Raw genomic sequence first — 23,294 nt, 5'->3', positions numbered from 1 at the left:
ATTATGAGTTATAAGCTGGTCCAGTACCACCGTCATTTCCATGGCCGGAATTGGTGGTATTTGTCACCTCTCCAATTTTTCCAAGATTTTTTAACTCAGGGGATTGATACATTTTTTTTTCTCCTGGTGTAAGTACTTCTTCTTGCATAATGTTAATCTTTTAAAGTGAGTGAAATGGATTAAGAGGGGTAATTCCTCCACGATAGAACATGTAAAATATGTAAAATGCTGTTATAAGATGCAGGTGAAATTCCAGGCTCTCCGATAGCTGTCAGCAAGCCATGGACGTTTATTTTACCGGTTAAAAAATCACCGGATTCCGAAACTTTTTTTCTCAGTATATCGACTATTTCCTGTGCTTTTAAGTTTTGAGCATGAGGATTCCCAAAAAGAGGTGTTTTGGGTCTTTTTACTACTTCTCCGGGAAGATAGGGAGTCATGGCCATTCGGAGCAACGACTTATGATACAATAAATGCGGAGGGAGTGCAAGTATAAAGAGAAATAGTTCTAATGAAAAAAATGGTTGTCTTATCTTTATTCTGGTTCCGGTAAAACCGGGATGGGATGTTTCAAATAGTGAAGACCAGTATACGTTTCCGCACATAGCAAAATTTGAACGTACTGAAGTTCCATCCTTATTGGGCTTAAATGGTAAATAATCTTCAGGAAAGAAAGAGGGATCGAACCAGGGAGGCATAGTTATCTTTGCGACGGGTGCTTTCCTCATCAATTTCTTTATTCTTTGCCAGACCATCCGGGAAAAACCGCCAAATGTTTTATAAAATATCAGGCTATCCCGGTATGCCTGCAATAAGTATCCCTGAGATATGAGCCGGTCATGTGAGTGTTGTTCAAACTCGAACAACGGATCTCCTCCAAAGCCTGTCAGGTAGACTCTTGAGAAAGCAGCTGCATCAGCAACTATCTGAGATTCCGCTGTAGCATTTGGTATCGCGGCCGGTTCGGGAATCCAGTAGCTCATTGGTTGGGCAATATTCTTCACATAGTCCTCTCCAATGTATTGTTTGAGCGGTATCTTAAGATGGCTGGCTGTGAGCTTCCCAAAATATCCTTCATTCTCACTTACAAGATGCCTGTATCCTATATTATAGGAGACTAGCATATGGTTGTCACCATAGGTATCATCAAGCACCTTTTTCGTTGTTGCCGTTATGGATGAACTATCCATTCCACCACTCAATGAGCAGGCTACTTTATTAGTACGGGTACGGTCTTTAATAGATTGCTCAAATAAACGATAGAAATGATAAACATATTCCGTTGTCGTCTTGTAACGGATAGGTGTAATATTGGCAGGAATTTCCCAATAGCAACTGATATGAATTGTTCCGTCTTTATAAATCAATTTATGAGCCGGCGGAAGCTTCTTTATCTTTTTATAAATCGTTTGATCAAAACTCCTGTTTACCCCACTTCGCAGGTAGTCACGCAATACATCATCGTCTAAGTCAGACATCAGACCGGGTATATCTTTAAGAGAAAGATAAAAATTTGTGAAAAGAAACCAGTTATCAGATTGCGTATAATAAAAAGGGATCAGCCCGAAATGGTCACGGGCACAAAAAAGATAACTTGTTTGTTCGTTCCAGATAGCAAAAGCATAATCACCGGAAATATGTTGCAGGCAATCCTCGCCCCAATGCTGATAGGCATATAGGATGAGGTAAGAATCAGGGGTGGCATTACTGATGCCCCTGAAACGTGCGCCCAGCTCTTTCAACAGCTCCATACGGTTATCCAGGCGTACATCCCCCACTATCCGGAGATTTTCATCAATCGTAAAGGGAAGTTGTTCTTCTTCAGTGTCCTCGCAGGTTTTAAGCCAGCCAAACCGTAAATCCGCCTGGTTACTGTTCCATGCTCCCAGATAGTCATCGCAACAAGATGCAATAACAGCTGTAGACACATCAAGTAATGTTGTGTCGGACTTTTGGAGCTGAGAAGATACTATTCCAATGAATCCACTCATTTAAATTTAAGGATACCGTTTAATTTACCTTCCGGTAAAGGAAAATACTTAGTGATAACAGAAGGATGATCATTCAAAAGCATTCCATCTTTCTCTAACCAGGCATGTGCATCAAATGTGCCATTAAGCTGGTGTACACCAATCCGGAGTTCTGAAGAGATTCCTTTTCTGCTTAATAAGCAACGCATAACCAGTGATTGCGATAAACATCGCCCTTTTAAAGAAGACAGCTGGTTCAGCTGATTAAAGATAGTTGCATACCTGTCGAGAATGACTGTTGTTTCATGGTCACCCGGTGGCGGAACATTCTTTATGAAAAAAGAAAGCAGCCTGTCGGTTGTTTTTAAGTTCGTAAAACGAAGGCATGCTTCTGTTAGGATAGTAAGAATACGAGTACGGAAAAGCGTTCGATCATATGCTCTTAAAGATCTGTTCACTTGAATGAAATCGTGCTCCGAATACATCAGTAACCAACAATTAGTTCCGCCTCATCAAGGTCCCCTATTAATCGCGTGATATCATCCTGAAGTTGCTCTGCACTTACCTCGTACTCAGCTTGTAGTATATTCAGGATTGACGTGTAGTCGTGATTATCAGATAACAATTCCCAAAAGCGTTTTCCAACCTCATTGAGTTCATAAAACCGCTCCGTGTTTAAATTCAAAATAACAATGCCAGCGCCCATTTCCCGGACAACACTGTTTTCAGATACTTTTATTTCTTTTCCTGAGAAAATCATCAATATTAATATTTTAGGGTCGGAAGAAGACTACGTCGGTGACGGCGCATAATCTCCATTATTGAGGTGCCATATAAATATATATGACAAAAAAACTCAAATCAATACTTGGTAAAGGGACATCAAATAAGGATAACCATAAATATATGGGAAGACCTTACATTAATAAATAACTATATACGTGTAACAGATTCTGACATTAGTGCTCTAAAAAAAGGTCACTTTCCTTCTTTATCGCAAGTTTACAGCAAATACTAGAGCAAAACAAGTCCCCCGGTTAAAATTCCCGATATTTTTTACTGGCCCTGATACTGCGGGCTACTGTTAGGAAATAGCATCCTCCGGAAAAGTGAGAACCTGGAAGGCTTTTTTGTTTAGCGTATAAGTTGTATCGGGTTTCCGCATCATGCAGAAAAGTTAAGAGGACCTGCAAATAAATGATAGCATTAGCCATGGCGACTTATGCCTGGTCTAGAGTCAACAGCATTGGGTTCGAGCATACTCCGCTACTGGGCACAAAAACAAAAAGAGGCTGCTCAATACTTTTGATACAGCCTCCTTTTGCTTTTAAGGTCTTGTAGGTCCGCTCTGGGCCTGGTTATTTTTGAATCAGCAGATACTCCGCAGCATTTTTTTTTGCCCCACTCCCATTGATTATTTTTTTCATCCCAGATAGCTGCTTCGGGAATACTTTTATGCTTTTGCATTTAAATATAATGATGTAAGGTTTAACTATTAGTATCATTGGTTTTTAAATAGCAAACTGATAATAAGTTTTCCGCGCTCGTCTATCAACTCTTTGAAATCTCTCCCAGACACCTGGAACAACTTTTTGTAAAGAGGAGCCATGATTAATGGGTAGGACAAAAGAGAAAATAAGTTCATCAGAAAATGAATTGGATTCATCTTCTCAATCGTTCCTTTCTCCATTTCGTCCGCAGCTTCTTTTAAATAGGACTTTACAGGGTCCGATTGAATGTTGCTGATCAGTTTCTTACCTAAAGTGTTGATCTCAGTAACCAAAAATGTTTCCTGATAGGGAAAAGCAATCATATGCCTGAGAAAAACTACAATAATATTTTCTGTCTTAGCTTTAAAAGATTGGTCAGAAGTCATGCATTCGTTGAGGCGTTGGCTCAAATCCTGCATAGCATCTTGAAATATGGCAGAAATCAACTGATCTCTCGAACGGAAATAATAATGTAGTGCCGTTCTGTTAACGCCAGCGGCATCTGCTATTTCCTGCGTAGTAGCATGGAGTTTTCCTTCTGCGAAAAGCAGCCGCTTTGCAGTGTCTTTTATATGCTGCTCAGTCCCCGTATTTTTTAGTGGCATATTTTTTAAGTTAAACTTATTCTATAGTCAATTCCAATTTCGTTGATAAAATAATCATCATGCGAAATCACTAACAGCGTACCCCCGAAATTTTTTACTGCCAAAGTCAACACTTCCAAACTCCGAATGTCAAGATTATTTGTCGGTTCATCAAGAATCAGTAAATCCGGCTCCTGATTACTTACTAACAGACAACTCAACGATAATTTCATTCTCTCTCCACCACTTAACCCTGAGCATTTTTTATCAAAAGCTGCCGGTTTAAACTGGGAATAAACTAATAATTCTTTTAATTCATGCTCCTCTAACCCACGTTTATTATATTCTTGTATTTGTTCATAAACACTTAGTTTAGGATCTATCATCGAGTAGTTCTGATCAAGATAAAAGTAAGAGAATGCTGAACTGTTATAGCTGCCTTCAAAAGGTTTTAGCTCCCGTGTAATAATTTTCAGCAATGTGGTCTTCCCGCTTCCATTCCCGCCTTCGATTTGTACTCGCTCGCCGGATTTAATCTGAAAGCTAAGATTATTCCATAAAAATCTATCACTATACTTAAAGTTAACATCTGCAATATCGATAAGCAACTTCCCTGGACTTAGTTCCGGAGTCTTGATATCGATTTTAAGAATTTCATATTCCTGGATTTGTGCTTTGGTCTCTTCAATATTATGCAGCAGAGTGGCTATTTTTTCTTCATGTGCATTTAGCATTCTCGCAGTACTGCGTTCAGCTTTGTTTTTTAGACCACCAGCAATAATACGTGGTATTGAATTGCTCAATCCTGCCGACCGACCTTTGGATTCCTGCTGTGCCCTTTGGCCAGCCATATCCGTGGCTTTTTTCTCGGACTCTTTCAATGCTTTGGATTGCTCGTTCAACCGGGCGCGCAATGCATTTACTTTTTCCATTTTTTTCTGCTGATAAAACTCAAAATTTCCTCCAAATACTTCAATTCCCTTTTCATTAAGTTCCAGCGTTTTGTTCATGAGATTCAATAATGTTCTATCATGACTCACTATAAGCATGGTTGATTTGCTTTGAAGGATCATCGTGTAAAGTTTCATTCTGGTTTTGATGTCCAGATGATTGGAGGGCTCGTCTAACAAAATAAGATTCGGGCTATTCATATCCATTGCTGAAAGAAAAGCTTTTGTCTTCTGACCACCGCTTAGGCTTCCTATTAACCGATTTTCACTTATATTACCAAGTTCCCATTTTTCAAGGACCTTTTTAACTTTATTTTCGATATCCCAATCATCATCCAACTGTGTAAAATGCTGTACATCAGTATCTCCTCCTAAAATAGCATGAAGCGCATCCAGTTTCTTATCTGCTCCTAATACCTGAGCGACAGACCATGTGTCAAACTCTCCCAAATGTTGTGGTACATACCAGGGTATCTCCGAAGAGATAATTTCTCCCGATGTTAATTCAAGTTTTCCTGAAACGATGCGAAGCAGTGTTGATTTACCGGCGCCATTTATTCCAACCAATGCGGCCTTTTCTCCATCATTTAAAATAAAGTTCAAGTCATAGAATAGCTCCTCATTATCTGGATGAACATAATTCAATGATCTTATAATTAAGCCCACGGGATTTTTTGATTTTAAATATTAATACTTCATTCCAAGAAGGCAAATATGGCATTAAATATTCATTTTTGTTAGACAAAAATGTTAAAATAAAAAAATGACCGATGGAAAATTGCTTTCGATTCACGCTTGCCTTTACCTATATATCTTGCTGTATAATCTATTATATATATTAGTATATATAAATATATCATACTTTATTAACACCTCTGAAAAGGTATTTACACGGGATGATTTTTTTCTCCACATGCATTAAACTTTTATTTTATAACTCAGTCTACTTTTTCATGTAATCTGTTTTACTAATTAAACCATAAGCAACATGAAAGCACTTTTGATTTTAGCTACTGCCACTTTAGCAATTGGTGCTACTGCACAAGCACAGAATGCTCACCGCTTAATGCACGATGCACATGATATCAAACATGATCGTCATGATATCCATAAGGATGTTAAAGAAATTCGTGGTGAGAAAAAAGACATCGTAAAAGATAAGGCCGATCTGAACAAAGACCGTAAAGATGCAGCTAAAGACAGGACTGACCTGAACAAAGACAACAAAGACATCGCCCACGATAAAGCAGAGATCAGACAGGAACGCACTGAACAGAATGCTGACGTAAAAAAAGGCGACTATAAAGATGCATGGAAAGAGCAAAAAGAAATTAATGCAGAAAGGAAAGATATCAACAAAGACAGGACTGACCGTAATGCTGACTTCAAAGACCTGAAGAACGACCGAAAAGACATCAACAGCGATAAACGCGGCTTGAGTAAAGACAGACAACAACTGAAACACGAACGTAAAGACCTGCAACAGGATAAAAAAGACCTGAACAAAGATAAGCAGCAGCTCATCAAGGATGCCAGCTCTAACTAATACCAGGCATTAAAATCACTACCATAAAAAAACGTTCGCCGAAACGGGGACTATTTCAATAAGTGTGTAAACTTAAAAATCGGGGATCAAATTAAAGGTTAGATTCTCACCCTTTTATCAAAAATAGTTAAAAACTGATTTAGGATCATGCCCCAGTTTCTAATGGGCATGGTCCATTTTTTTGACACTTCCCGTAAAGCCAGGTATACAGATTTAAGGACAGCTTCGTCAGTAGGGAAGGATAGCTTGTTTTTGGTATATTTTCTAATTTTACCGTTCAGATTTTCGATGAGATTGGTCGTGTAGATGATCTGTCTGATCTCCATGGGGAAGTCAAAAAAGATAGTGAGGTCTTCCCAGTTTTCGCGCCAGCTTTTGATGGCGTATGCATACTTTGTACTCCATTTAGCATCCAGGGCGTCAAGAGCCGCCATGGCAGCTTGTCTGGTTGGTGCTGCATAAACATCTTTCATGTCCGTAGTAAACTCCTTTTTATCTTTCCAGACTACATAACGGCAGCTGTTGCGTATCTGGTGTACGACACAAACCTGAGTAGCAGACTGTGGGAACACCGATTTGATGGTCTGAGTAAAGCCATTAAGATTATCCGTGGCCGTTATTAGAATATCTTCCAGGCCACGGGCCTTCAGATCTGTAAGTACAGTCATCCAATAGGCAGCTGATTCATTCTTCCCCAGCCACATTCCCAGGACTTCTTTGAGGCCATCCCGCTTTAGGCCCACAGCGATATAGATGGTTTTGTTCACTACTTTGCTGTTCTCCCGTACCTTGAACACAATGCCATCCATCCAGACGATGAGATAAACTGGTTCTAACGGTCGGTTTTGCCAGGCGACAATATCTTCGGTCACACGGCTGGTGATGCGGCTGATCGTGGCCGTCGAAACGTCAAATTTATAGGCTTCTCTTATTTGCTCTTCTATGTCAGACACGCTCATCCCCTTGGCATAAAAAGACACTATTATCTCTTCAAGGCCCTGAACCATGCCTTCGCGTTTAGGTACGATCATAGGGTTAAAACTGGCATCACGATCTCTGGGAACTTTTATCTCAGATTCACCATAGCTGGTCTTAATCTTCTTTTTACCGTATCCATTACGGCTATTTTCGCTTTCATTTGGCTCATGCTTATCATAGCCTAAATGGCTATCCAATTCACCTTCCAGCATCTTTTCAATGCCCCGCTTCTGAATCTGGGCCAGGAAATTATTTAGCTGATCTGCTGTTTTAAACTGCTTCAGAAAGTCGTCTGATAAAAAATCTTCTGTCTTCATAAAACTGTATATGCTTTAAAATTAAAAAATCCGAGCGAAACCCCGATTTTTATGATTTACACAGTTTTTGAGATAGTGTCCCGAAACGTGAACGTTTTTTATGTTGTTTTAGTCCAGCATCGCGTGCAAAAATGCTACTGCCAGTTCCAGTTCTTTTTCATTCATTGAAGCAAATCCAAAGCGAAAAGCATTATGTTCAATATCAATTCGGGTAACTTTTAGTTTAGGATGTGACATCAGTTGAGTTACTGAAAATTCCGGATTTAATTTTACCCAAATTGCCATCCCGCCTGACGGCAATGTATACGAGATGTATTTACCTAACTTTTCTCTCAATAAAGTATCCAAAAAATCTCTACGTTGATGATAACATTTCTTTGCTTTTTTGACATGGCGTTTTAGTTCCCCGTTTTTGATCAAAGCAGCCAACGCATTTTGCATGTAGCCATCACCCCCAACATCAATTATTTTTCTCAATGCAACACACTGCGTAATAAAATTTTCGGGAGCCACCATAAAGCCTATACGTAGTGATGGATCGAGCATTTTAGAAAAAGAACCAATATAAATTACACTTCCGTCATGTTTGCAACTCGCCAAGGGTAAATAGGGAGACGTTGTATAATGATAATCATAGTCATAGTCATCTTCAATGATAGCAAATGAAAACCGGATGGAAAGTTCTAATAATTTCAGCCGTCTTTCTGCGCTAAGTGTTACAGTTGTCGGATAGTGATGGTGCGGAATTACATACACGGCAGTAACCTTTTTCTTCTTACAGACTGCTTCAATATCGTCCACATTAATCCCATGTTCATCGGTGCGCACTTCTATGAGTTGAGCTCCTGTTTCTTCAAACGCCCTACCCGCAGAAGGATAATTTGGTTTACCAACGATGATATTGGAACCAGGCTCCAAAAGAAGCCGTGAAGCAATAAAAATACCCATCTGTGCGCCATGTGTTATCAAAAGATTGCTGGCAGAAATATTCAACCCTCTTGTTTCAGAAAGATAATGGGCCAGTTCTTCTCTTAGTTTAGCAGTTCCCTGTTCTGTGCCGGTATTGGCATCTTTAATAGCATACTTGAAAGAAGTATAGGAACGATAGGTTCTCAACAACGCATCGATCGGTGACAGCCTGACATCTGGGCAACCATCATCAATTATTATCTCCGGATTCGGTGTGGTGTTTGTTTTCTGAACTCCATTGTCAATTATCCTGAACCCGATGTGAAAGTCATGCTGGTATGGTAACGCGGACGGTTCCGAACTCCACTTCCGGGGTTTAAGCAAGGGAATTCGTTCAGCAACCGAAATATGCTTTCTGGGCGTAATTATGATCCAATCCTGTGCACTCAATTCATCATAGGCTGCCATCACTGTTTTACGATGGACACCCAGGGATTTCGCTAATTCGCGACTGCCGGGCAGATGAGTACCAGCCTTCAATGTACCACGCTGAATAGCATTCGTAATAGAAAAAGCTATCTGCTTATAAACAGCAACTTTACTTTCCTTGTCAATTATAATAATATGCTCAAACGGCAACATTCTGGACTACCTAATAATTAAAATCTGGATCATAAAGGTAGTCCATCTCCGCGGTATTTTTGCGTAAACAAACAAAAGTAATATTTGCATATGGACTACAAGATTAGAAAAGCAAGCCTGGAAGACCTGGACGAGACAGCTGAGTTATTCGATCTTTATCGTGTATTTTATCGTCAGGAATCAGACGTAAAAAAAGGAAAATCTTTCCTGAAAGAGCGGTTTTTAAACAGCGAATCGGATATCTTCCTGGCTATTGTTGACGGGAAGGCTGTTGGCTTTGTACAGCTCTACAAATTATTCCACTATACCAAATTACAAAAGCAATGGCTGTTAAGTGATTTGTTCGTTCATCCGGACTACAGGGGATCTGGATTGTCGGTAGCACTGATTGATCGCAGCAAACAATGGTGTGAAGAAACAGGCGCTTGTGGCCTGATGCTTGAAACAGAAAAAACAAATGCTATCGGTAACAAGCTGTATCCTCGTTGTGGCTTCGAATACGATGGGCTACATAATTATTATCATTGGTGGAAATAAAAGGTGACTATCAATTTCCCAGAATTGTGATTGTAGCAAAAACCCCGATTATCTGATAACCAGCGTAACTAAAAATTACGCTGGTTATAAAGATAAGATAACAACAGCGGTGAAACCATCATTTAAAAAGTTTACAAATAGCTTGCGTGACAAAGCGGAAAAAATTCACAAAACATCTTAACTTGGTAAAAGTATCAATAATAAATCCTCTTACTTATACCCATGAAAAAGTTAATCATTGCAATTGGCCTCCTACTTTGCAGCGGATTTGTAGAAGCACAAACTATTAAGTCCACCAGTGGCAGCACCCGATTCACGGTAAGCAGTGATGGGGTAATTAAAAACAGTCACTATAGTACGGTGGGTTACATCAAAAGCGATGGTACAATACAGAATGCAAATTACCAAACCATCGGTTATATAAGAGGTGAGCAAATAGCAAACAGCAGCTACTCTACTATTGGTTATGTAAAAAAAGACGGGACCATACAAGACCGTAACTATAGTACTATGGGTTACATCAAAAAAGATGGCACCGTCCAGGACAGGAACTACAGCAGCCTGGGATCAGCCTCTGGTATTAAAAAAGAGTGGGCCGCATTAATTTTCTTCTTTTTTGATTTCTAAATTCCCAGGATGGAAAACAGTGCAATGCCAAAGGCTGTAATGAAAGATAATACAAGACCTGTACGTACATGGGTATGCTGCAACAATTCTGTCCTTCTCTTTTCGTACGATCCGTTTCTCACAAAAAATTAATATCAGCCCCCCCACAACAATACCCACCGGAATATTGGCGAAAACACCAGCATACCGCCGCCGATTCCCTGAATAAACCAGAATGTTGCTAAGTTAATGCGATTTTGAAATGCATCTCTTTTTAATGGGTGATAATTTTTACTGACAGGTATTAATATTCAAATTCACCCTTTAAACAACAAATCATGTCAGGAAGAACAAAACTTATACTCTGCATCATCTCGGTAGTATTGACAGCCTTATGCCTCTATCATTTTTTTGGATAACCAAAACCAATTAATATGGAATCATTTGAAAAGGATGGGGTAAGCTGTCCGGTTATCCCGGCAAACCTGCCTTGGTACAAAAAGGTTGCTGCCGTATTTTTCAGATTCGGGGTATGTCCTTTGTGTATCACTATGAGCCTGGCATACAGCATTGGCCGGTTTTTCAGGAAAACAAAAGGATAAAAGGACAGTCGTTTCCGGAAATGGAAACGACTGTTCTTTTATCATATCAGTTTGCTTCCACTTTCATGGAAGAGACTTTATCATTAAAGCTATTGTTCTTCAGGCAGCTGCCATCGGCTGTTAGTACCAGTGAGTCACCGGTGAAGTTGTCACCGTCATACAGGGTTACTTTTAATCCTGCAGGTATTTTAAGTGATGAAGCATCGTTGTCGATACCGCCTTTGGCGGTGATATCTGCTGTAGTATAGCTGCCAATACCGAAGGTAGCGGACCATCCGGTATAACTGCAATTTTGGTACATGGTTGCCAACAGATTACTACCGCCACCGGTTGGTGCAGCATCTGCATAGGTGGAGGCTATTTTGATAGCATGTACATAGTTGGTGATGTCGCTGGGATCGCCGCCGTACACGCCAAATTTGGGATCACAATAATCGGCATCCAGTGTGCGGGCCGGATAACGCTGTGTGCCATTAACGAGTGTTTGTTTGACACCATTATACCAAAATTCGATGAACCCGATACTGGCATCCCGCGATACTTTCAGGTGCAGTACCATTGTATTCCATGTATTGCGCGAGAGTGGCGTCACCCATACTTCGGTACCTATTTTCCCAGGTGCGTAATGCATAAGATGAAGGGTACCGGAGCTGGAAGTACTTACTACGATCGGATAGTTTTGTGTCATGGGCAGTGTAGAGCCATATGCTTTCCACTGGAATACAGCGTTGGTGTTCTGCGTGGCTGGTATGTCCAGTTTAGACCGCCATCCGATATAGATATCGTCTCCTTCCGCCGCCTGGTAGTTTTTGGCACCGTGTCCTTCTGTACGGTGGCTGCCGGCGGGTTTGTAGAACTTCCATACCTGTCCGTAAACGGGATCTGTATCTACGGAGATAGTGCCCGTACCTTCAATATTAAGCACTTTCCATACGTTGGATGCGCCCAACGCAGCGTCACCATCCCATAGAAGTGACTGGACATTTACAGTCGCAGTAGTAGCAGGGTTAGTGGAGAGGGTACTTTTACCGGGAAGGGCGTTCATGTTTTTTGTACAATGTGTGAGGGTAAACATTGCACTACTGGCTAAGAAGAGGGTGGCAATTGCCTGAGGTGTTTTCATGTCCGGAATTTATTAGAGGTTATTTAGATATACCTAATATACAATTCCGGAAATGACCAAACAGATAGCATCTTCACAGAAACAGGTATTGGATTCATCCAAACTTTGTGGCTGTCATCTAAGCCAGATTCTCGTCCTTCTCCCAATAAGTTTCTACAATATGTCTTAATATACCAGTATATGATTTCAGAAATGATGGTTGGCTAAAAGTATAGAATTGGTCATGGGTGGTATGGAAACCCATATAAAAAAGCCAGAACCCGATTGAGAGATAAGGTACTACAGCTAATTCCGGCTCACTGACAGGACGATATTCACGATATGCATTCAAAAAAATGTCATAGGCTTCATCTGCCGCTTTCTGCGTCATCCTTTTGGTGTATACATCCAGGGCAAGGTGTTGCCAAAAGGTCATTATATCATTTACCTGCCAGCCATACCCCATGAAATCAAAGTCGAAAAAGGTTACTGCATCATCTTTAAAATGAAAGTTTTTGGGGAGGAAGTCGAAATGGCAATAACCTTTTGAGAATCCGGCTGTGTTTAACAGCGATAACTTTTCCTCTACCTGTCTGGCTGTTTGTTCCAGCCAGGTGTACCCTTCAGGGTCTTCCGAAAAAACGGGCCTCAACTTTTCCAGGGGTTTTAAAAGGGTTGTCTCCAGATCAAAGCTCCACCTTTCTTTTCCCGGCGTGATCGTTGCTCCGACAATATGAAAGCGCGCCATTTCATGACCAAGGGCCCGAAGTTGATTTTCATTCAGTGATTTGACCACCTGACCCGGCGCATAGCTGAACAGCACCAGGTATCTTTCCCCTTCAGCGGCTTCAACCTTCAGGATTGTTTCTCCTGAAATAGCAGGAATCGGATATGATACCGAAATATTGGCTTGCTTCAATGCCAGCAGCAAATCCACTTCTTCTTTTATTTGTGGCAGATTTCGGTGGGAAGAACGATACGCCCTTAATATAAAACGGGATTCGGATGATTCAACCAGGTAAGTATCACCTACACCCCTGACCAGGAACTTACATTGAACTTTTCCTACTTCGTATTTTTCTGAGATGAGTGAGGATAGCGCAACAGGGCATAGCGTAGAATAAGTTACAGGGAAAACAGATTTCATGTGATAAAGATAATATAATCCTGCGTTGAAAGATAAAACATAAACAAAACCTCCGTATTGGTCATCTCTGCTATAAAAAGTAAATTTATTCCCCGGTTGTTATATACCGGCAAACTTATGAGCATCATCCTTTCACCTGGTCATTACTTTGGTAAGGAACAGCAGTATAATGAGAATGCCTTCTTCAAAATGAATATTACGGCCTATCAGCCGAATACGATTATCCATGCACATTACCACGAAAATGCCTACCTCAGCCTGCTGATCAATGGAGGTTATAATGAAGTGAGCCGACAGACGGAAAATGCGGTCCTCCCAGGAGAGATACTATTCAGACCCGCCGGATACACCCATGCCAATTATTTCCGGGAACAGCCCGGCCGGTGCCTAAACGTGGAATTTAAGCAACCAGGATTACAGGAGCTGATGCTGAAAGGCAGTCTTCCTCCAACACTGATGATTTATAAAGCCGGTACTTTTAATTATCTGTATCGGTTATTGTATGCTTTTTTGCATGATCCCTCCACCACTTTACCGGAAGAATATATCCTGAACTGGCTGTCGGAAGTGATGGAGATTAAAATTCCCACCCGTTTACCCTGGTTCTCTCAGGCCAAAACTATTCTGGAAAATGAATTCGATACACATCATACTATCAAATCCATTGCAGACAGGGTATTCGTACATCCCATCTATCTGGCGCGGGCCTTCAGGGAAAAGGAAGGGATGACTATCGGTGGTTATCAGCTGAAAATGAGGGTCATGAAAGCGATGGCCCTGCTTTTCAGTACCCGGTTGCCGGTAACGGATATTGCCATGTCTGCGGGCTTCTCCGATACTTCCCATCTGATCAGGGTATTCCGGCAATATTACCATTGCACCCCTCTTCAATTCAGGCGGCAGATGAATAGTTAATCTGATACTATTTTTTTCAGGTGCGCCGCTGTTACTTTGTAAAAAAAAGTATGCGCCGACTTATCACCCTTGTATGCCTGCTTTCATCGGGATTACTTGCTGCTCAGCAAAAGCTGGACTACCAGCTGCAGCTACAGGTAGATCCGGAGAAAAAGATCTTTGCCGTACAAGGGAGTCTTACCTTTGAAACCAGTGCTTCTTCTGCCGATTCCGTTACCATTGTTATCAGCAAGGGAAAAGGCACCACACAGTTGCAACTGCGCGGTATTGCCGCCACTATGTATACCAGCACTAACTCTTCCGGCGATATTGCCTATCACTGGCGGTTTAAACATTCGCTGCCTGCAGGCACCTCATTGTATTTCAGCTATGCTTATGACCGGGGCGATGCCCCCTCCTTTCAGTTCTATCTTGACAGTAGTTTCTGTATGGCCGGGGGTTATGGCTCCGCATGGTATCCGCAGGTGATGTCCCGCGCAGAGGATGGTACGGATAACTATACCCGTGGCACCGGTACGCTCCGTGTAACCACCCCACAGCACCTGATGCCTGTCATGGCCGCCAGCACATTTAAAACAACAACAGCGCCACTTGCACAAACCTTTGAATTCCATTATGCCCAACCCGATATCTTCTCCCTGTACATTGGAAATTATACCCGGCAGGAATATCAGGGCCGGCTCCCCTTCTATACTTATTGTCTGAGTAAAACAATCAACGGCAGCGACATCTCCCGTAAAGCCGCATCCGTACTGGATTATCTGTCCGGCGAATTTGGACCGCTGGCCATTCCCAATTTCTCTATCATTGAATTTCCGGAAAAAGTATCTGAACTGACCGGTATCGGCGGCGCCAGTATCCTGGGCGGTGTAGTGATGCCTACCGGAGCGCTCCGGGAATTTAACTATGCACTCTTTGGTCATGAAATAGGCCACCAGTGGTGGGGAAATAAAATCCTCTCCAAAGGCAGTGCAGGAGCAGACCTCCTCTCTGAAGGCATGGCCCAGTATGGTTCTTTACAGGTAGTACAACATTTTGACAGCACACATGCGGTAGACTACCGGAAGACAGGCTATCCTGGTTATCTCCGGGACCAGAGTGGACTTGGCTACCTTAAAAATGCAGCTGCCGGCAATGATGAACCGCTGGTTGCCCTCACCGGCAGCAATGGCCATATCCTTGGAGATAGCAAAGGTTTTCTCGCACTGGAGTTATTATCCAATATCACAGGCAAACAGGTATTTCATAAAGCCCTGCGAAATATTGGGGAAAAGTATAGTCATGATGGCCTTACCTGGAAGAATTTTTTACAGGAGATATCCACCGCCTACGGGAGCAGCCTGGAATGGTTCTACCAGCAATGGTTTGAACGCACCGGAGTGCCGGCATGGCAAAGCAGCTGGCAGCAGCAAAATAATACGCTGCAACTCACACTCACCCAAAAAGACAGCATCTACCGGTTGCCGCTGGAAGTGCTGATCACCTATCGCAATGGTACCATCGCGCTGCAACATATCACTATCCAGGAACACACAACTCAACTGCAGCTTCCTGTAAACGGTCCGGTGACAACGGTGCAGATAGACCCTTACTTTAAAGTGCTCCACTGGGACGATTCCTTAACTCCTATTGCGATTGCCCAGTCCAAAGTAATACAGGTATTGAATCTGCGGATACAACAAAAACCGGAAGAAGCCATGGCATTGGCCAAATCCTACCTGCAGGCAGGTATTCCCGGAGATCATTACGGAGTGGAGTTTTCCTTGTATTATCAGCTGGGCCGTATCACCGCTACACAAAACAAACCCGACGAAGCACTGGCCTATTATCAGCATGCACTGCAAAGCGTATCCCGTGCGCCGGAATTACTGGCCTATACCTACTATCGCATCGCGCAGCTTGCTTCCGCAAAAAATGATACTACCCTGTTACAATGGGCTTGTAACAATGCTATTACCGCCGACGAAGCCAACCAGAAAGCAGATGGTATGGAAGCAAAGACGATGCTGCTCAGGAAATAATTTTATATCTGAAAAAAATAAATTTTGAAATTTGAAACAGCTGCTTATCTTTGCAGCCCTGAAACACAAAATCAGTTGCCCAGATGGCGAAATTGGTAGACGCACTGTGTTCAGGTCGCAGCGCCTGCAAGGGTGTGCTGGTTCGAATCCAGTTCTGGGCACTAAAAGTAAAAAGGCTTGTAAGACAAACTTACAAGCCTTTTTACTTTTAGTCAAGTGTCTTTCTTAACGGCTTCTACCGCTTTCTCTCACAACTCACAACACAAATCTGACACACCAAATGACACACTGAATTACAGTGCAAGCGCACTACAGGCATGCCTTACCCATTCATCAAAACCAACAACGACTACAAGAAGTACCACATAATTTCTGATTGATACTACTTTTTATTTCTAATCATTTTGCCATTAACAGTTTTAGTCGTAATTTTGCGCCCTAATTATCAAATGCTAGAGCAGAAATGTGGGATAGATTTTACTTTAGAGTCATTGGCCTTTTTATTTTATTGAGCGTCGTATTATTATACTTTAAAACCTGGTTGTTAGACAATGGTGTACACCACAACGTCCTACTCTTCGGCAACCTGGCATTAGCTTCACTTTCAGCATTCACTTACAATATGAGCCGTAAAGGCGTACAAGCCGAAAGCAATAGCGTATTTATGCTTCGGGTGTACGGTGCAATGATCAGCAGAATGATGCTTTGTCTGGCAGGTATTACCATCTATGCCGTTGTCAACAGAGCTAATACCAGCAGATATACAATATTTACACTGATGTTCTTCTACGCAGTATATGCTATTTGCGAGAATGTTAGTTTGCAGAAGGTTGCCAGGCCGCAAAAATAAAGCTTTGTGAAGCTGGCATTAACATTAAGAGGCTATCAGAAATAATTCTGAGTAGCTTCTTAATGCATTTCAGGTATCCTTTTTTACTAAAGGAATCCACGCCTAAGATGATCATTCGCCACTAATGATTCGTATAGCCGTTCCCATTAGAAAGTTTTTTTGGGATTAAGGGACAAATAAAAAGACCGGACACATGTGTGGACCGGTCTTTTTATTTGCGTTTACGGGCAATCTATTCTACCCAATAAGTTAATGCTACTACAATGTAGCCATCAGGGCCTACATTTCCACTGCTGAGCGTTACTGTTTTGGAAACAGCTCCATCCCAGGCACCAGCGTATGCACCAAAGGTGTAGGTACCGGCAGGGAGGTTCTCAAACTTGTCTTCATCTTCCTGTCCACCCGGGTAATAATACTCACCGGTTGCCACGTTCTGCGCCCAGTAACCACGCAGACCGGAACCACCTGTAACTGGCGCTCCATGGATATCCACCAGGGTTATCCGGACATTAAATTCTGCTGAGATCTTGTTGGCAGGTTTATCTGCAATCGAAGATAGGTTTACTGTTTTTTCCTTAGCTGTAGCGGCATTGCTTTGTACAAAAAATAAGGCTGACATGAAACTTAAAACAAGTACTTTTCTCATGGGTTAAAATTTAAAAATTCAGGTTTTCAAATACTTATTTAAGATAGATTTTTTTTCCCGGAATACGATGTTATTTTATTACGAAACAAGTCAGGGTTAAGAAAGTAAAAAATGTTCAGGAAGTAAAACCCGTTGGTCGACCAGCATAAAAAGGGGCCATCTCAATAATGAGACAGCCCCGGACATGGTTCTCTGTTGTTTATCTGTGCTGCCATAACTGGAGTCCCACCCCTAAGGCTCCTGTGGCTTTGGTTAATCCGCTGAGATACAGCGTTACTACTTTTCCTTCCGCCAGTTTTACAGACGGGATATCGAGAACGGTTGTAATAGTTGTGCCGGCTTTCGTTTTCACTTTCACCCGGTAATCGCCGGAAGCGATTGGCTTAAAGGGAGACAGTGCTGCCACATCCGGTTTATCACTGATATAGGCCACATTATTGATCAGACGGATACTATCGCTACCTTTGAAAATATCAATATCAACAGCTGTGGTATTGGGCGACAGATGCAGGAAGCGTATGCTGGTCTTACCTTTGCCAGGATCAGCGAGATTATCGTTCAGCAATACGGCTCTGATTTTATTGTTCAGCAATGTATCGTATAGAAACAAGGAATAGGTCCCTTTATCGTTGAGACGATATTTTGTATCCACTATCACTTTGTTACCATCCTGCATAAATTTCAGGGTACTTTCATTTTGAAAGGGCAGATTCACGTAGGCTTTAGATTGATTCAGGAATTGTAATTTATCCTGCTGTTTTTTTCCATCTATTTCCACAATCAGGTCACCTACTTTAGGGGCAGTGTGTATCATCTGTACACCGGCGTTTTTCACAACAAGCTGAGGTGCGGGGTCGTTATTCTTATTGCAGGACATAAAAGCTACCGTTACCAACAGTGCACAGGAGATACCTGTCAGAGACGCCCCTGATTGAGTTTTTACTTGTTTCATATACTTTTGATTTATTAAAATTTTCCCTGATCAGCGCATTGTGTAGTACTGGTTTTCTGCGGCTGAAAATATTTCATACAATACGGTTATTATTCTCTACTGTTAAAACAGCTGATCAGAATAACTTCCTACGTGGGGAACTATTTTTTTAAAAAAAAGATGGGGTAGCGTTCAAAAATTCAATGTATAGGAAAGATAGTAGGTTAGATTAAATATCCGGTTGCCGGATAAAGTAACATTACCATTGTCGCTTGTATTGAAGCTATCTGTTGAATACAATCCTTTAGTACGATAGACATTATATACACCGGCTGCCACCTTGTGATTCAGCTTCCCGGTGACAAACCGATAGTTCACATTACAATTGAGGCGCTGATAATTGGGGCCACGTTTATCATAGTAGGAAACACCTTCATACCTGAACGGTTCGCTTTCTTCACCGGGCAGCGTACCTATCGGCCGCAGCATCCAGTCGCCTGAGCTGAAGTACCACACAGCACCGATATCCCAGTGTTTATCCGGCCGGAAGTTGGCCGCTATATTCAGATGATGTCGCCTGTCGAAACGGAAAGGAAATTTCTCTCCTTCATTCACATCATCAAACTGTCGCCAGCTCCAGGCCAACGTATACGACAACTGAAGCTGCCATTTCCGCCACCGCTTTCCGGCCAGCAATTCCGCACCGTAGCTCCATCCTTTTCCGGTAAGAATGTCCTGTTCCCAGGTGTCTTCACCGTAAAAGATATTTCCTTTCTCCGCAAAATTGGTGACGTTGTTTATTTTCCGGTAATAGATATCAGCAGATAACAGCGTGCCTTTATTATCATTGAGACTATAACCGAGGTTGAACATGTCACTTTCGGCCGGCCTTAGTATGGCGGTACTGGGTACCCATAACTCACTGTTGATGCCCAGGAAAGGGCTTGATACCTGGTGCAGGTATTGGGCCATCCGTGCAAAGGAAAAAGTCAGCTGCTGATTTTTCGCTATCCGGTAGCTGGCGAATAACCGCGGCTGCAATGAGTTGTAGTGGTAATCCTTGAACCGGTAAGCACTGAAAAGCACTCCCGGCCTTAACAACAGGCGGGGGCTCAACCTGAATTCATTTTCGTAGTAGCAGGAGTATTCTGTAAATGGCAGTGGTTTCATGGGCTTGAACCCCTCTTGTACTGCTCCCAGTTCCGATGAAATATTTGTTCCGAAAGGATGAATGACGGTGTGCAATAACTTGCCACCGAAGCGGAACTGCAGATTGGTGGATGCATTCATCTCAAACTGTGTTCTGGCCTCATAGCGCTCTACTGATGCGTAATTATTATACGCTTTCGTTTCTTTCTCCTCTCCTGTTGAATCATCGTAGAGGATGAGCTTCATACCGGCCAGATTATGATAATTGCTTACGTTCAAGGTGGTGTTCACAAAAGAGCGGGCGCCGATCACGTGGTTCCAGTTGAGCGTAGCGAGCCTGTTGCCCCATACCTGCAGATTCTGATAATCGTTCTGTCTCAGCTCCAGCCGGTCTTTACCCATATACCCGCTGAGCATTATTTTATTATTGCTATCCAGCAGATGCGTGACTTTGAAATGAATATCATAGAACCGCAACCGGTAGTTACTATCGAGCACATTCAACAACGGGTCTGACCAGCTTTTCCTGACAGAAGCCACGATGGCGGTACGTCCCTTTATCAGCGGCCCGTCTACCGCCAGCGCACCTGCCAATAGCCCGGCATTTACCTGTCCGCTCCAGGTATCCATACTGCCGTCTTTGGTGTTTACTTCCGTTACGGAAGACAGCGCACCATCAAATCTGCTGGGAAAATCATTCTTAAACTGCCGGATCGATTTCATCACTCCTTCACTGACGATGGACAGCTCACCCAGTAAATGAGTAGGGTTGAATACCTGATTCCCATCGAGCAGAAAAGCATTTTGTTCCGGATCTCCGCCGCGTACCATCAATTTACCAGTGGTTTCCTGCGACTCAACATTTCCTGGTAACAGGTATAATGACCTTACCGGATCACTCTCCCCCAGAATATTATTATAGGCAGAAGAAAGATACTTTTCTGGGCTGGAGCCTCCGTCTTTCTGCAACATACAACCCGGTGTCACCTTCACCTCCGGCAACACCACTGCACGCATGGTAAGATTACGTCTGATGGTGCTGTTAACGGATACTGATGCTATTACCGGAGGATAACCGGCATATATTACTTTTATGTGATGAAGACCTTCCGTCAGCCGCAGGCTGTAATACCCGAACCTATTGGACTGGCATACACGCCCGGACTCCTGGTCCTTTATCATGGCATAAGGTATCGGTTCCAGACTATTCTCTTCCGTAATATAACCGAACAGCGTGTACTCATTCTCCACACTGTCAGCTGTCAACATGACCGTCGAAGGAATCAGAATCACCTTTCCGCTCCTTTCTTCTATCTTCACATGTTTGCCCACCAATAGTTCATTCAAAACTGAACCCAAAGATGTTTCTTCCTCCCGGAGGCGCATTTCCCCTCCCTGGTCAAGATATCCGCCGGAATATTCGATAACAGTTCCACTATAGGTACTAATTTTTTCGAGCAAAAAAGTAGTTGTACCGCGGGTTTTATGGCATGCAAACCTTCTGCCGAGCAGCCCCGTCTGTGCAGTGACGTTTATGTTGCCGGCAAGGATAATCAATATCAGTAGTAGTTTCAGTCCTCTTTTAGGGTATCGTAGCGGAGCGGATACCACCATTATCATTTACTTTAATTACTTGCTATTACAATCCATTTGTAAAAGGATCAATAAATTGTTACGCTGTCTTCCTGGTGACGGTAATGCAGCCCGGTGATGACCGTAATTTCCTCCAGCACTTCATGCAATGGTTGTTCACGGAAACTGGCCGTTACTTTCACCGATCCTGTTTTTAATGTATCATTCAGGTTAACAGTTTTACCATAATAAGCGGAAAGCTCTTTCACTACCACTATCAGAGGGGTATTGGTAAACCGGAGCATACCGGTTTGCCATGCCAGGTAATTTGAATCGCTTATATTCTTCTTTTCCAGCGTATGGCCGGTAAAGGATACTTCCTCTTTTGCAGAAACGATACATTTGTTTTCGGGCCTGGCTTTGTCTGTGAACATAATCTTTCCGGTTACGACCACCACACGGTCGGTATTGATGGTGGTATTCACGACAAAGGAGGTACCCAATACCTTTATCACAGCCCTTTCCGTCTGTATCCGGAACGGGATTTTTTCATATGGAGCAACATCGAAGAAGGCATCCCCGGAGAGTGTAACCAGTCTGTCGCTGTGACCAAAAGCAGCCGAATAGGTAACGGTAGCACCTTTGCGGAGCAGCACCAACGTGCTGTCAGGCAGTCGGAAATACTTATTGGTGGCGTCTGCGGTAACTTTAGTCCAGGTTACCTCCTGCCGGCCCGTTTGATGGAAGAACAACCAGGATCCTGCTACAACAACGATGATGGCTGCTGCTGCAGCGGCCCCTCTCCAATATCTCCGAATCCTGACAATGCGGCCTCCGGTGTTTTCATCAACCCCGGCTTCTTTCAGTCGCTGGTCCACACACTGCCAGGCTTTCGCGATATCAAAATGTGGCTGACTGAATGCATTGCCGCTTTCTGCCCATATCTTATCGTATTCGGCCAGTTCTTCATCCCCGACAGATTGTTGACGCTGCCATTCATCCAGCGTCTCCGCTTCTTCCGGTGAGATGTTTCCCCGAAGCCTGTTTACAATAATTGCTTTTATGTTATCAGGTAATACCATCATATTTTCTCCTCTCCTACTTAACAAAACAAAATCCTATCCTATTTTCCTATGTCGTTCATAAAAAAACTAGTAGTCCCATGCCCGTATTTCTCACGAAAGCCCTGAGCATTTTCAGCGCTTTCCATAACTGATTGTTGACTGTTTTAACGGAAATACCCAGACTATCCGCCACCTGCTGGTTACTCAATTCTCCCATACGGGACAAGAGAAATACCTCTTTGCATTTAGGAGGAAGTTGTTCTATCCCCAGCCCCAATAAGGCCTGGTAATTCAGCGTTTCATCAGCAGGAGGTGTAATATCGGCAGTCTCATCATCTTCCAGATCTATTTCGGAAAGGCTGTATACTGTCATTCGTTGTTCTCTGCTAAGGTGAGTAAGACAGTTATTGCGTACAGCCGTGAAAAGGTAAAATCTCAGACTATCGGACTGTACCAGGTCCTTCCGTGTTTCCCATATCCTGACAAACACTTCCTGTACAATATCTTCGCATACGCTCTGTTCCTTCACAAAACTGTTGGCATACATGCAAAGCGGGTTATAAAATTTTTCGAATCCAAGCCGAAACTGTTTATAAAGACCATCTTCACGCACAAGCGATAAATTTTTCAAAATATAATACAGTACCTCTGACGTGACTTATCGGGCTTTCCTGAAGAGGTTCCCTACGGTCTCCGTTTCTTTGTACACTAAAAACGTTGTTCAATATGTATCCCTCTACTGTTGCTTCATTAATTTTTAAATATT

Annotated in this window: 21 protein-coding genes and 1 tRNA gene; 7 read left to right on the top strand and 15 right to left on the bottom strand. The window is 42.6% G+C overall.

The genetic code is table 11. The annotated features are described in order from the left end of the window. Position 1: 1 nt before the first annotated feature. From KD145_RS27605 to KD145_RS27580, 6 genes are all read right to left on the bottom strand, one after another. Positions 2–148, bottom strand: coding sequence for a hypothetical protein (locus KD145_RS27605; protein WP_212003037.1), 147 nt, complete (start codon positions 146–148; stop codon positions 2–4). A 31-nt stretch (positions 149–179) separates the two neighbouring features. After that, positions 180–1,991 carry an asparagine synthetase B gene (locus KD145_RS27600; RefSeq protein WP_212003036.1) on the bottom strand — a complete coding sequence of 604 codons (1,812 nt, stop codon included), beginning with the start codon at positions 1,989–1,991 and terminating at the stop codon, positions 180–182. Beyond that, positions 1,988–2,455: a lasso peptide biosynthesis B2 protein gene (locus KD145_RS27595; RefSeq protein WP_212003035.1), complete on the bottom strand. Its 468-nt coding sequence runs from the start codon at positions 2,453–2,455 to the stop codon at positions 1,988–1,990. Before KD145_RS27595 ends, KD145_RS27600 begins: the two co-directional genes overlap by 4 nt. After that, the gene (locus tag KD145_RS27590) at positions 2,455–2,730 is read right to left on the bottom strand and encodes a PqqD family protein (RefSeq protein ID WP_249219862.1); all 276 of its coding nucleotides are present in this window, start codon (positions 2,728–2,730) and stop codon (positions 2,455–2,457) included. The genes KD145_RS27595 and KD145_RS27590 overlap by 1 nt, the downstream gene beginning before the upstream one ends. Before the next feature lie 741 nt (positions 2,731–3,471). Then, entirely contained in the window at positions 3,472–4,065 is a 594-nt protein-coding gene (locus KD145_RS27585; RefSeq protein ID WP_212003033.1) for a TetR/AcrR family transcriptional regulator, read from the bottom strand. A 5-nt stretch (positions 4,066–4,070) separates the two neighbouring features. After that, positions 4,071–5,639 (bottom strand): ABC-F family ATP-binding cassette domain-containing protein, encoded by a 1,569-nt coding sequence (locus tag KD145_RS27580; protein ID WP_249219587.1) that lies wholly within the window; start codon positions 5,637–5,639, stop codon positions 4,071–4,073. A gap of 343 nt (positions 5,640–5,982) precedes the next feature. On the opposite strand from KD145_RS27580, the gene KD145_RS27575 reads away from it, so the two are divergent. Further along, positions 5,983–6,540 carry a hypothetical protein gene (locus KD145_RS27575; RefSeq protein WP_212003031.1) on the top strand — a complete coding sequence of 186 codons (558 nt, stop codon included), beginning with the start codon at positions 5,983–5,985 and terminating at the stop codon, positions 6,538–6,540. 98 nt (positions 6,541–6,638) lie between these two features. On the opposite strand, the gene KD145_RS27570 is transcribed toward KD145_RS27575, so the two are convergent. After that, a complete protein-coding gene (locus KD145_RS27570; protein ID WP_212003030.1) occupies positions 6,639–7,835 on the bottom strand; it encodes an IS256 family transposase in 1,197 nt (398 codons plus the stop codon). Between the two features lie 108 nt (positions 7,836–7,943). Next, on the bottom strand, positions 7,944–9,386 hold the full coding sequence (locus KD145_RS27565; RefSeq protein WP_212003029.1) for a PLP-dependent aminotransferase family protein: 1,443 nt from the start codon (positions 9,384–9,386) through the stop codon (positions 7,944–7,946). Between the two features lie 90 nt (positions 9,387–9,476). Here KD145_RS27565 and KD145_RS27560 point away from each other — a divergent pair, with 90 nt between their 5' ends. Next, complete coding sequence (locus tag KD145_RS27560) at positions 9,477–9,923, top strand: GNAT family N-acetyltransferase (protein ID WP_212003028.1); 447 nt, start codon at positions 9,477–9,479, stop codon at positions 9,921–9,923. 222 nt (positions 9,924–10,145) lie between these two features. Next, positions 10,146–10,550 (top strand): 5-fold beta-flower protein, encoded by a 405-nt coding sequence (locus KD145_RS27555; protein WP_212003027.1) that lies wholly within the window; start codon positions 10,146–10,148, stop codon positions 10,548–10,550. A gap of 627 nt (positions 10,551–11,177) precedes the next feature. Here KD145_RS27555 and KD145_RS27550 read toward each other — a convergent pair. Together KD145_RS27550 and KD145_RS27545 are read right to left on the bottom strand one after the other, a co-directional pair. Next, complete coding sequence (locus KD145_RS27550) at positions 11,178–12,254, bottom strand: heparin lyase I family protein (protein WP_212003026.1); 1,077 nt, start codon at positions 12,252–12,254, stop codon at positions 11,178–11,180. A gap of 118 nt (positions 12,255–12,372) precedes the next feature. Then, positions 12,373–13,380 carry a phosphotransferase enzyme family protein gene (locus KD145_RS27545; RefSeq protein WP_212003025.1) on the bottom strand — a complete coding sequence of 336 codons (1,008 nt, stop codon included), beginning with the start codon at positions 13,378–13,380 and terminating at the stop codon, positions 12,373–12,375. A 117-nt stretch (positions 13,381–13,497) separates the two neighbouring features. Here KD145_RS27545 and KD145_RS27540 point away from each other — a divergent pair, with 117 nt between their 5' ends. The 4 genes from KD145_RS27540 (at position 13,498) to KD145_RS27525 (ending at position 17,166) form a co-directional block, all read left to right on the top strand. Beyond that, on the top strand, positions 13,498–14,295 hold the full coding sequence (locus KD145_RS27540; protein WP_212003024.1) for a helix-turn-helix transcriptional regulator: 798 nt from the start codon (positions 13,498–13,500) through the stop codon (positions 14,293–14,295). A gap of 50 nt (positions 14,296–14,345) precedes the next feature. Continuing rightward, entirely contained in the window at positions 14,346–16,316 is a 1,971-nt protein-coding gene (locus KD145_RS27535) for a M1 family aminopeptidase (RefSeq protein WP_212003023.1), read from the top strand. 77 nt (positions 16,317–16,393) lie between these two features. Next, positions 16,394–16,477, top strand: a tRNA-Leu gene (locus KD145_RS27530). Between the two features lie 380 nt (positions 16,478–16,857). Beyond that, the gene (locus KD145_RS27525; protein ID WP_212003022.1) at positions 16,858–17,166 is read left to right on the top strand and encodes a hypothetical protein; all 309 of its coding nucleotides are present in this window, start codon (positions 16,858–16,860) and stop codon (positions 17,164–17,166) included. A gap of 232 nt (positions 17,167–17,398) precedes the next feature. Here the strand turns inward: KD145_RS27525 and KD145_RS27520 are convergent, their stop codons facing one another. The 5 genes from KD145_RS27520 to KD145_RS27500 all read right to left on the bottom strand — a co-directional run bounded on the left by KD145_RS27520 (position 17,399) and on the right by KD145_RS27500 (position 23,141). Continuing rightward, positions 17,399–17,812, bottom strand: a complete 414-nt coding sequence (locus KD145_RS27520; protein ID WP_212003021.1) for a hypothetical protein — start codon at positions 17,810–17,812, stop codon at positions 17,399–17,401. A gap of 199 nt (positions 17,813–18,011) precedes the next feature. Beyond that, positions 18,012–18,764: a DUF4397 domain-containing protein gene (locus tag KD145_RS27515; RefSeq protein WP_212003020.1), complete on the bottom strand. Its 753-nt coding sequence runs from the start codon at positions 18,762–18,764 to the stop codon at positions 18,012–18,014. Positions 18,765–18,935: 171 nt separating this feature from the next. Further along, positions 18,936–21,506: a TonB-dependent receptor gene (locus tag KD145_RS27510; RefSeq protein ID WP_212003019.1), complete on the bottom strand. Its 2,571-nt coding sequence runs from the start codon at positions 21,504–21,506 to the stop codon at positions 18,936–18,938. 47 nt (positions 21,507–21,553) lie between these two features. Continuing rightward, positions 21,554–22,549, bottom strand: coding sequence for a FecR family protein (locus KD145_RS27505; RefSeq protein WP_212003018.1), 996 nt, complete (start codon positions 22,547–22,549; stop codon positions 21,554–21,556). A 55-nt stretch (positions 22,550–22,604) separates the two neighbouring features. Further along, entirely contained in the window at positions 22,605–23,141 is a 537-nt protein-coding gene (locus KD145_RS27500; protein WP_212003017.1) for an RNA polymerase sigma-70 factor, read from the bottom strand. Positions 23,142–23,294: the final 153 nt, after the last annotated feature.

The sequence above is a fragment of the Chitinophaga sp. HK235 genome, from assembly GCF_018255755.1.
Taxonomy (GTDB): Bacteria; Bacteroidota; Bacteroidia; order Chitinophagales; family Chitinophagaceae; genus Chitinophaga.
This window is presented reverse-complemented; position numbering and strand designations above follow the sequence as displayed.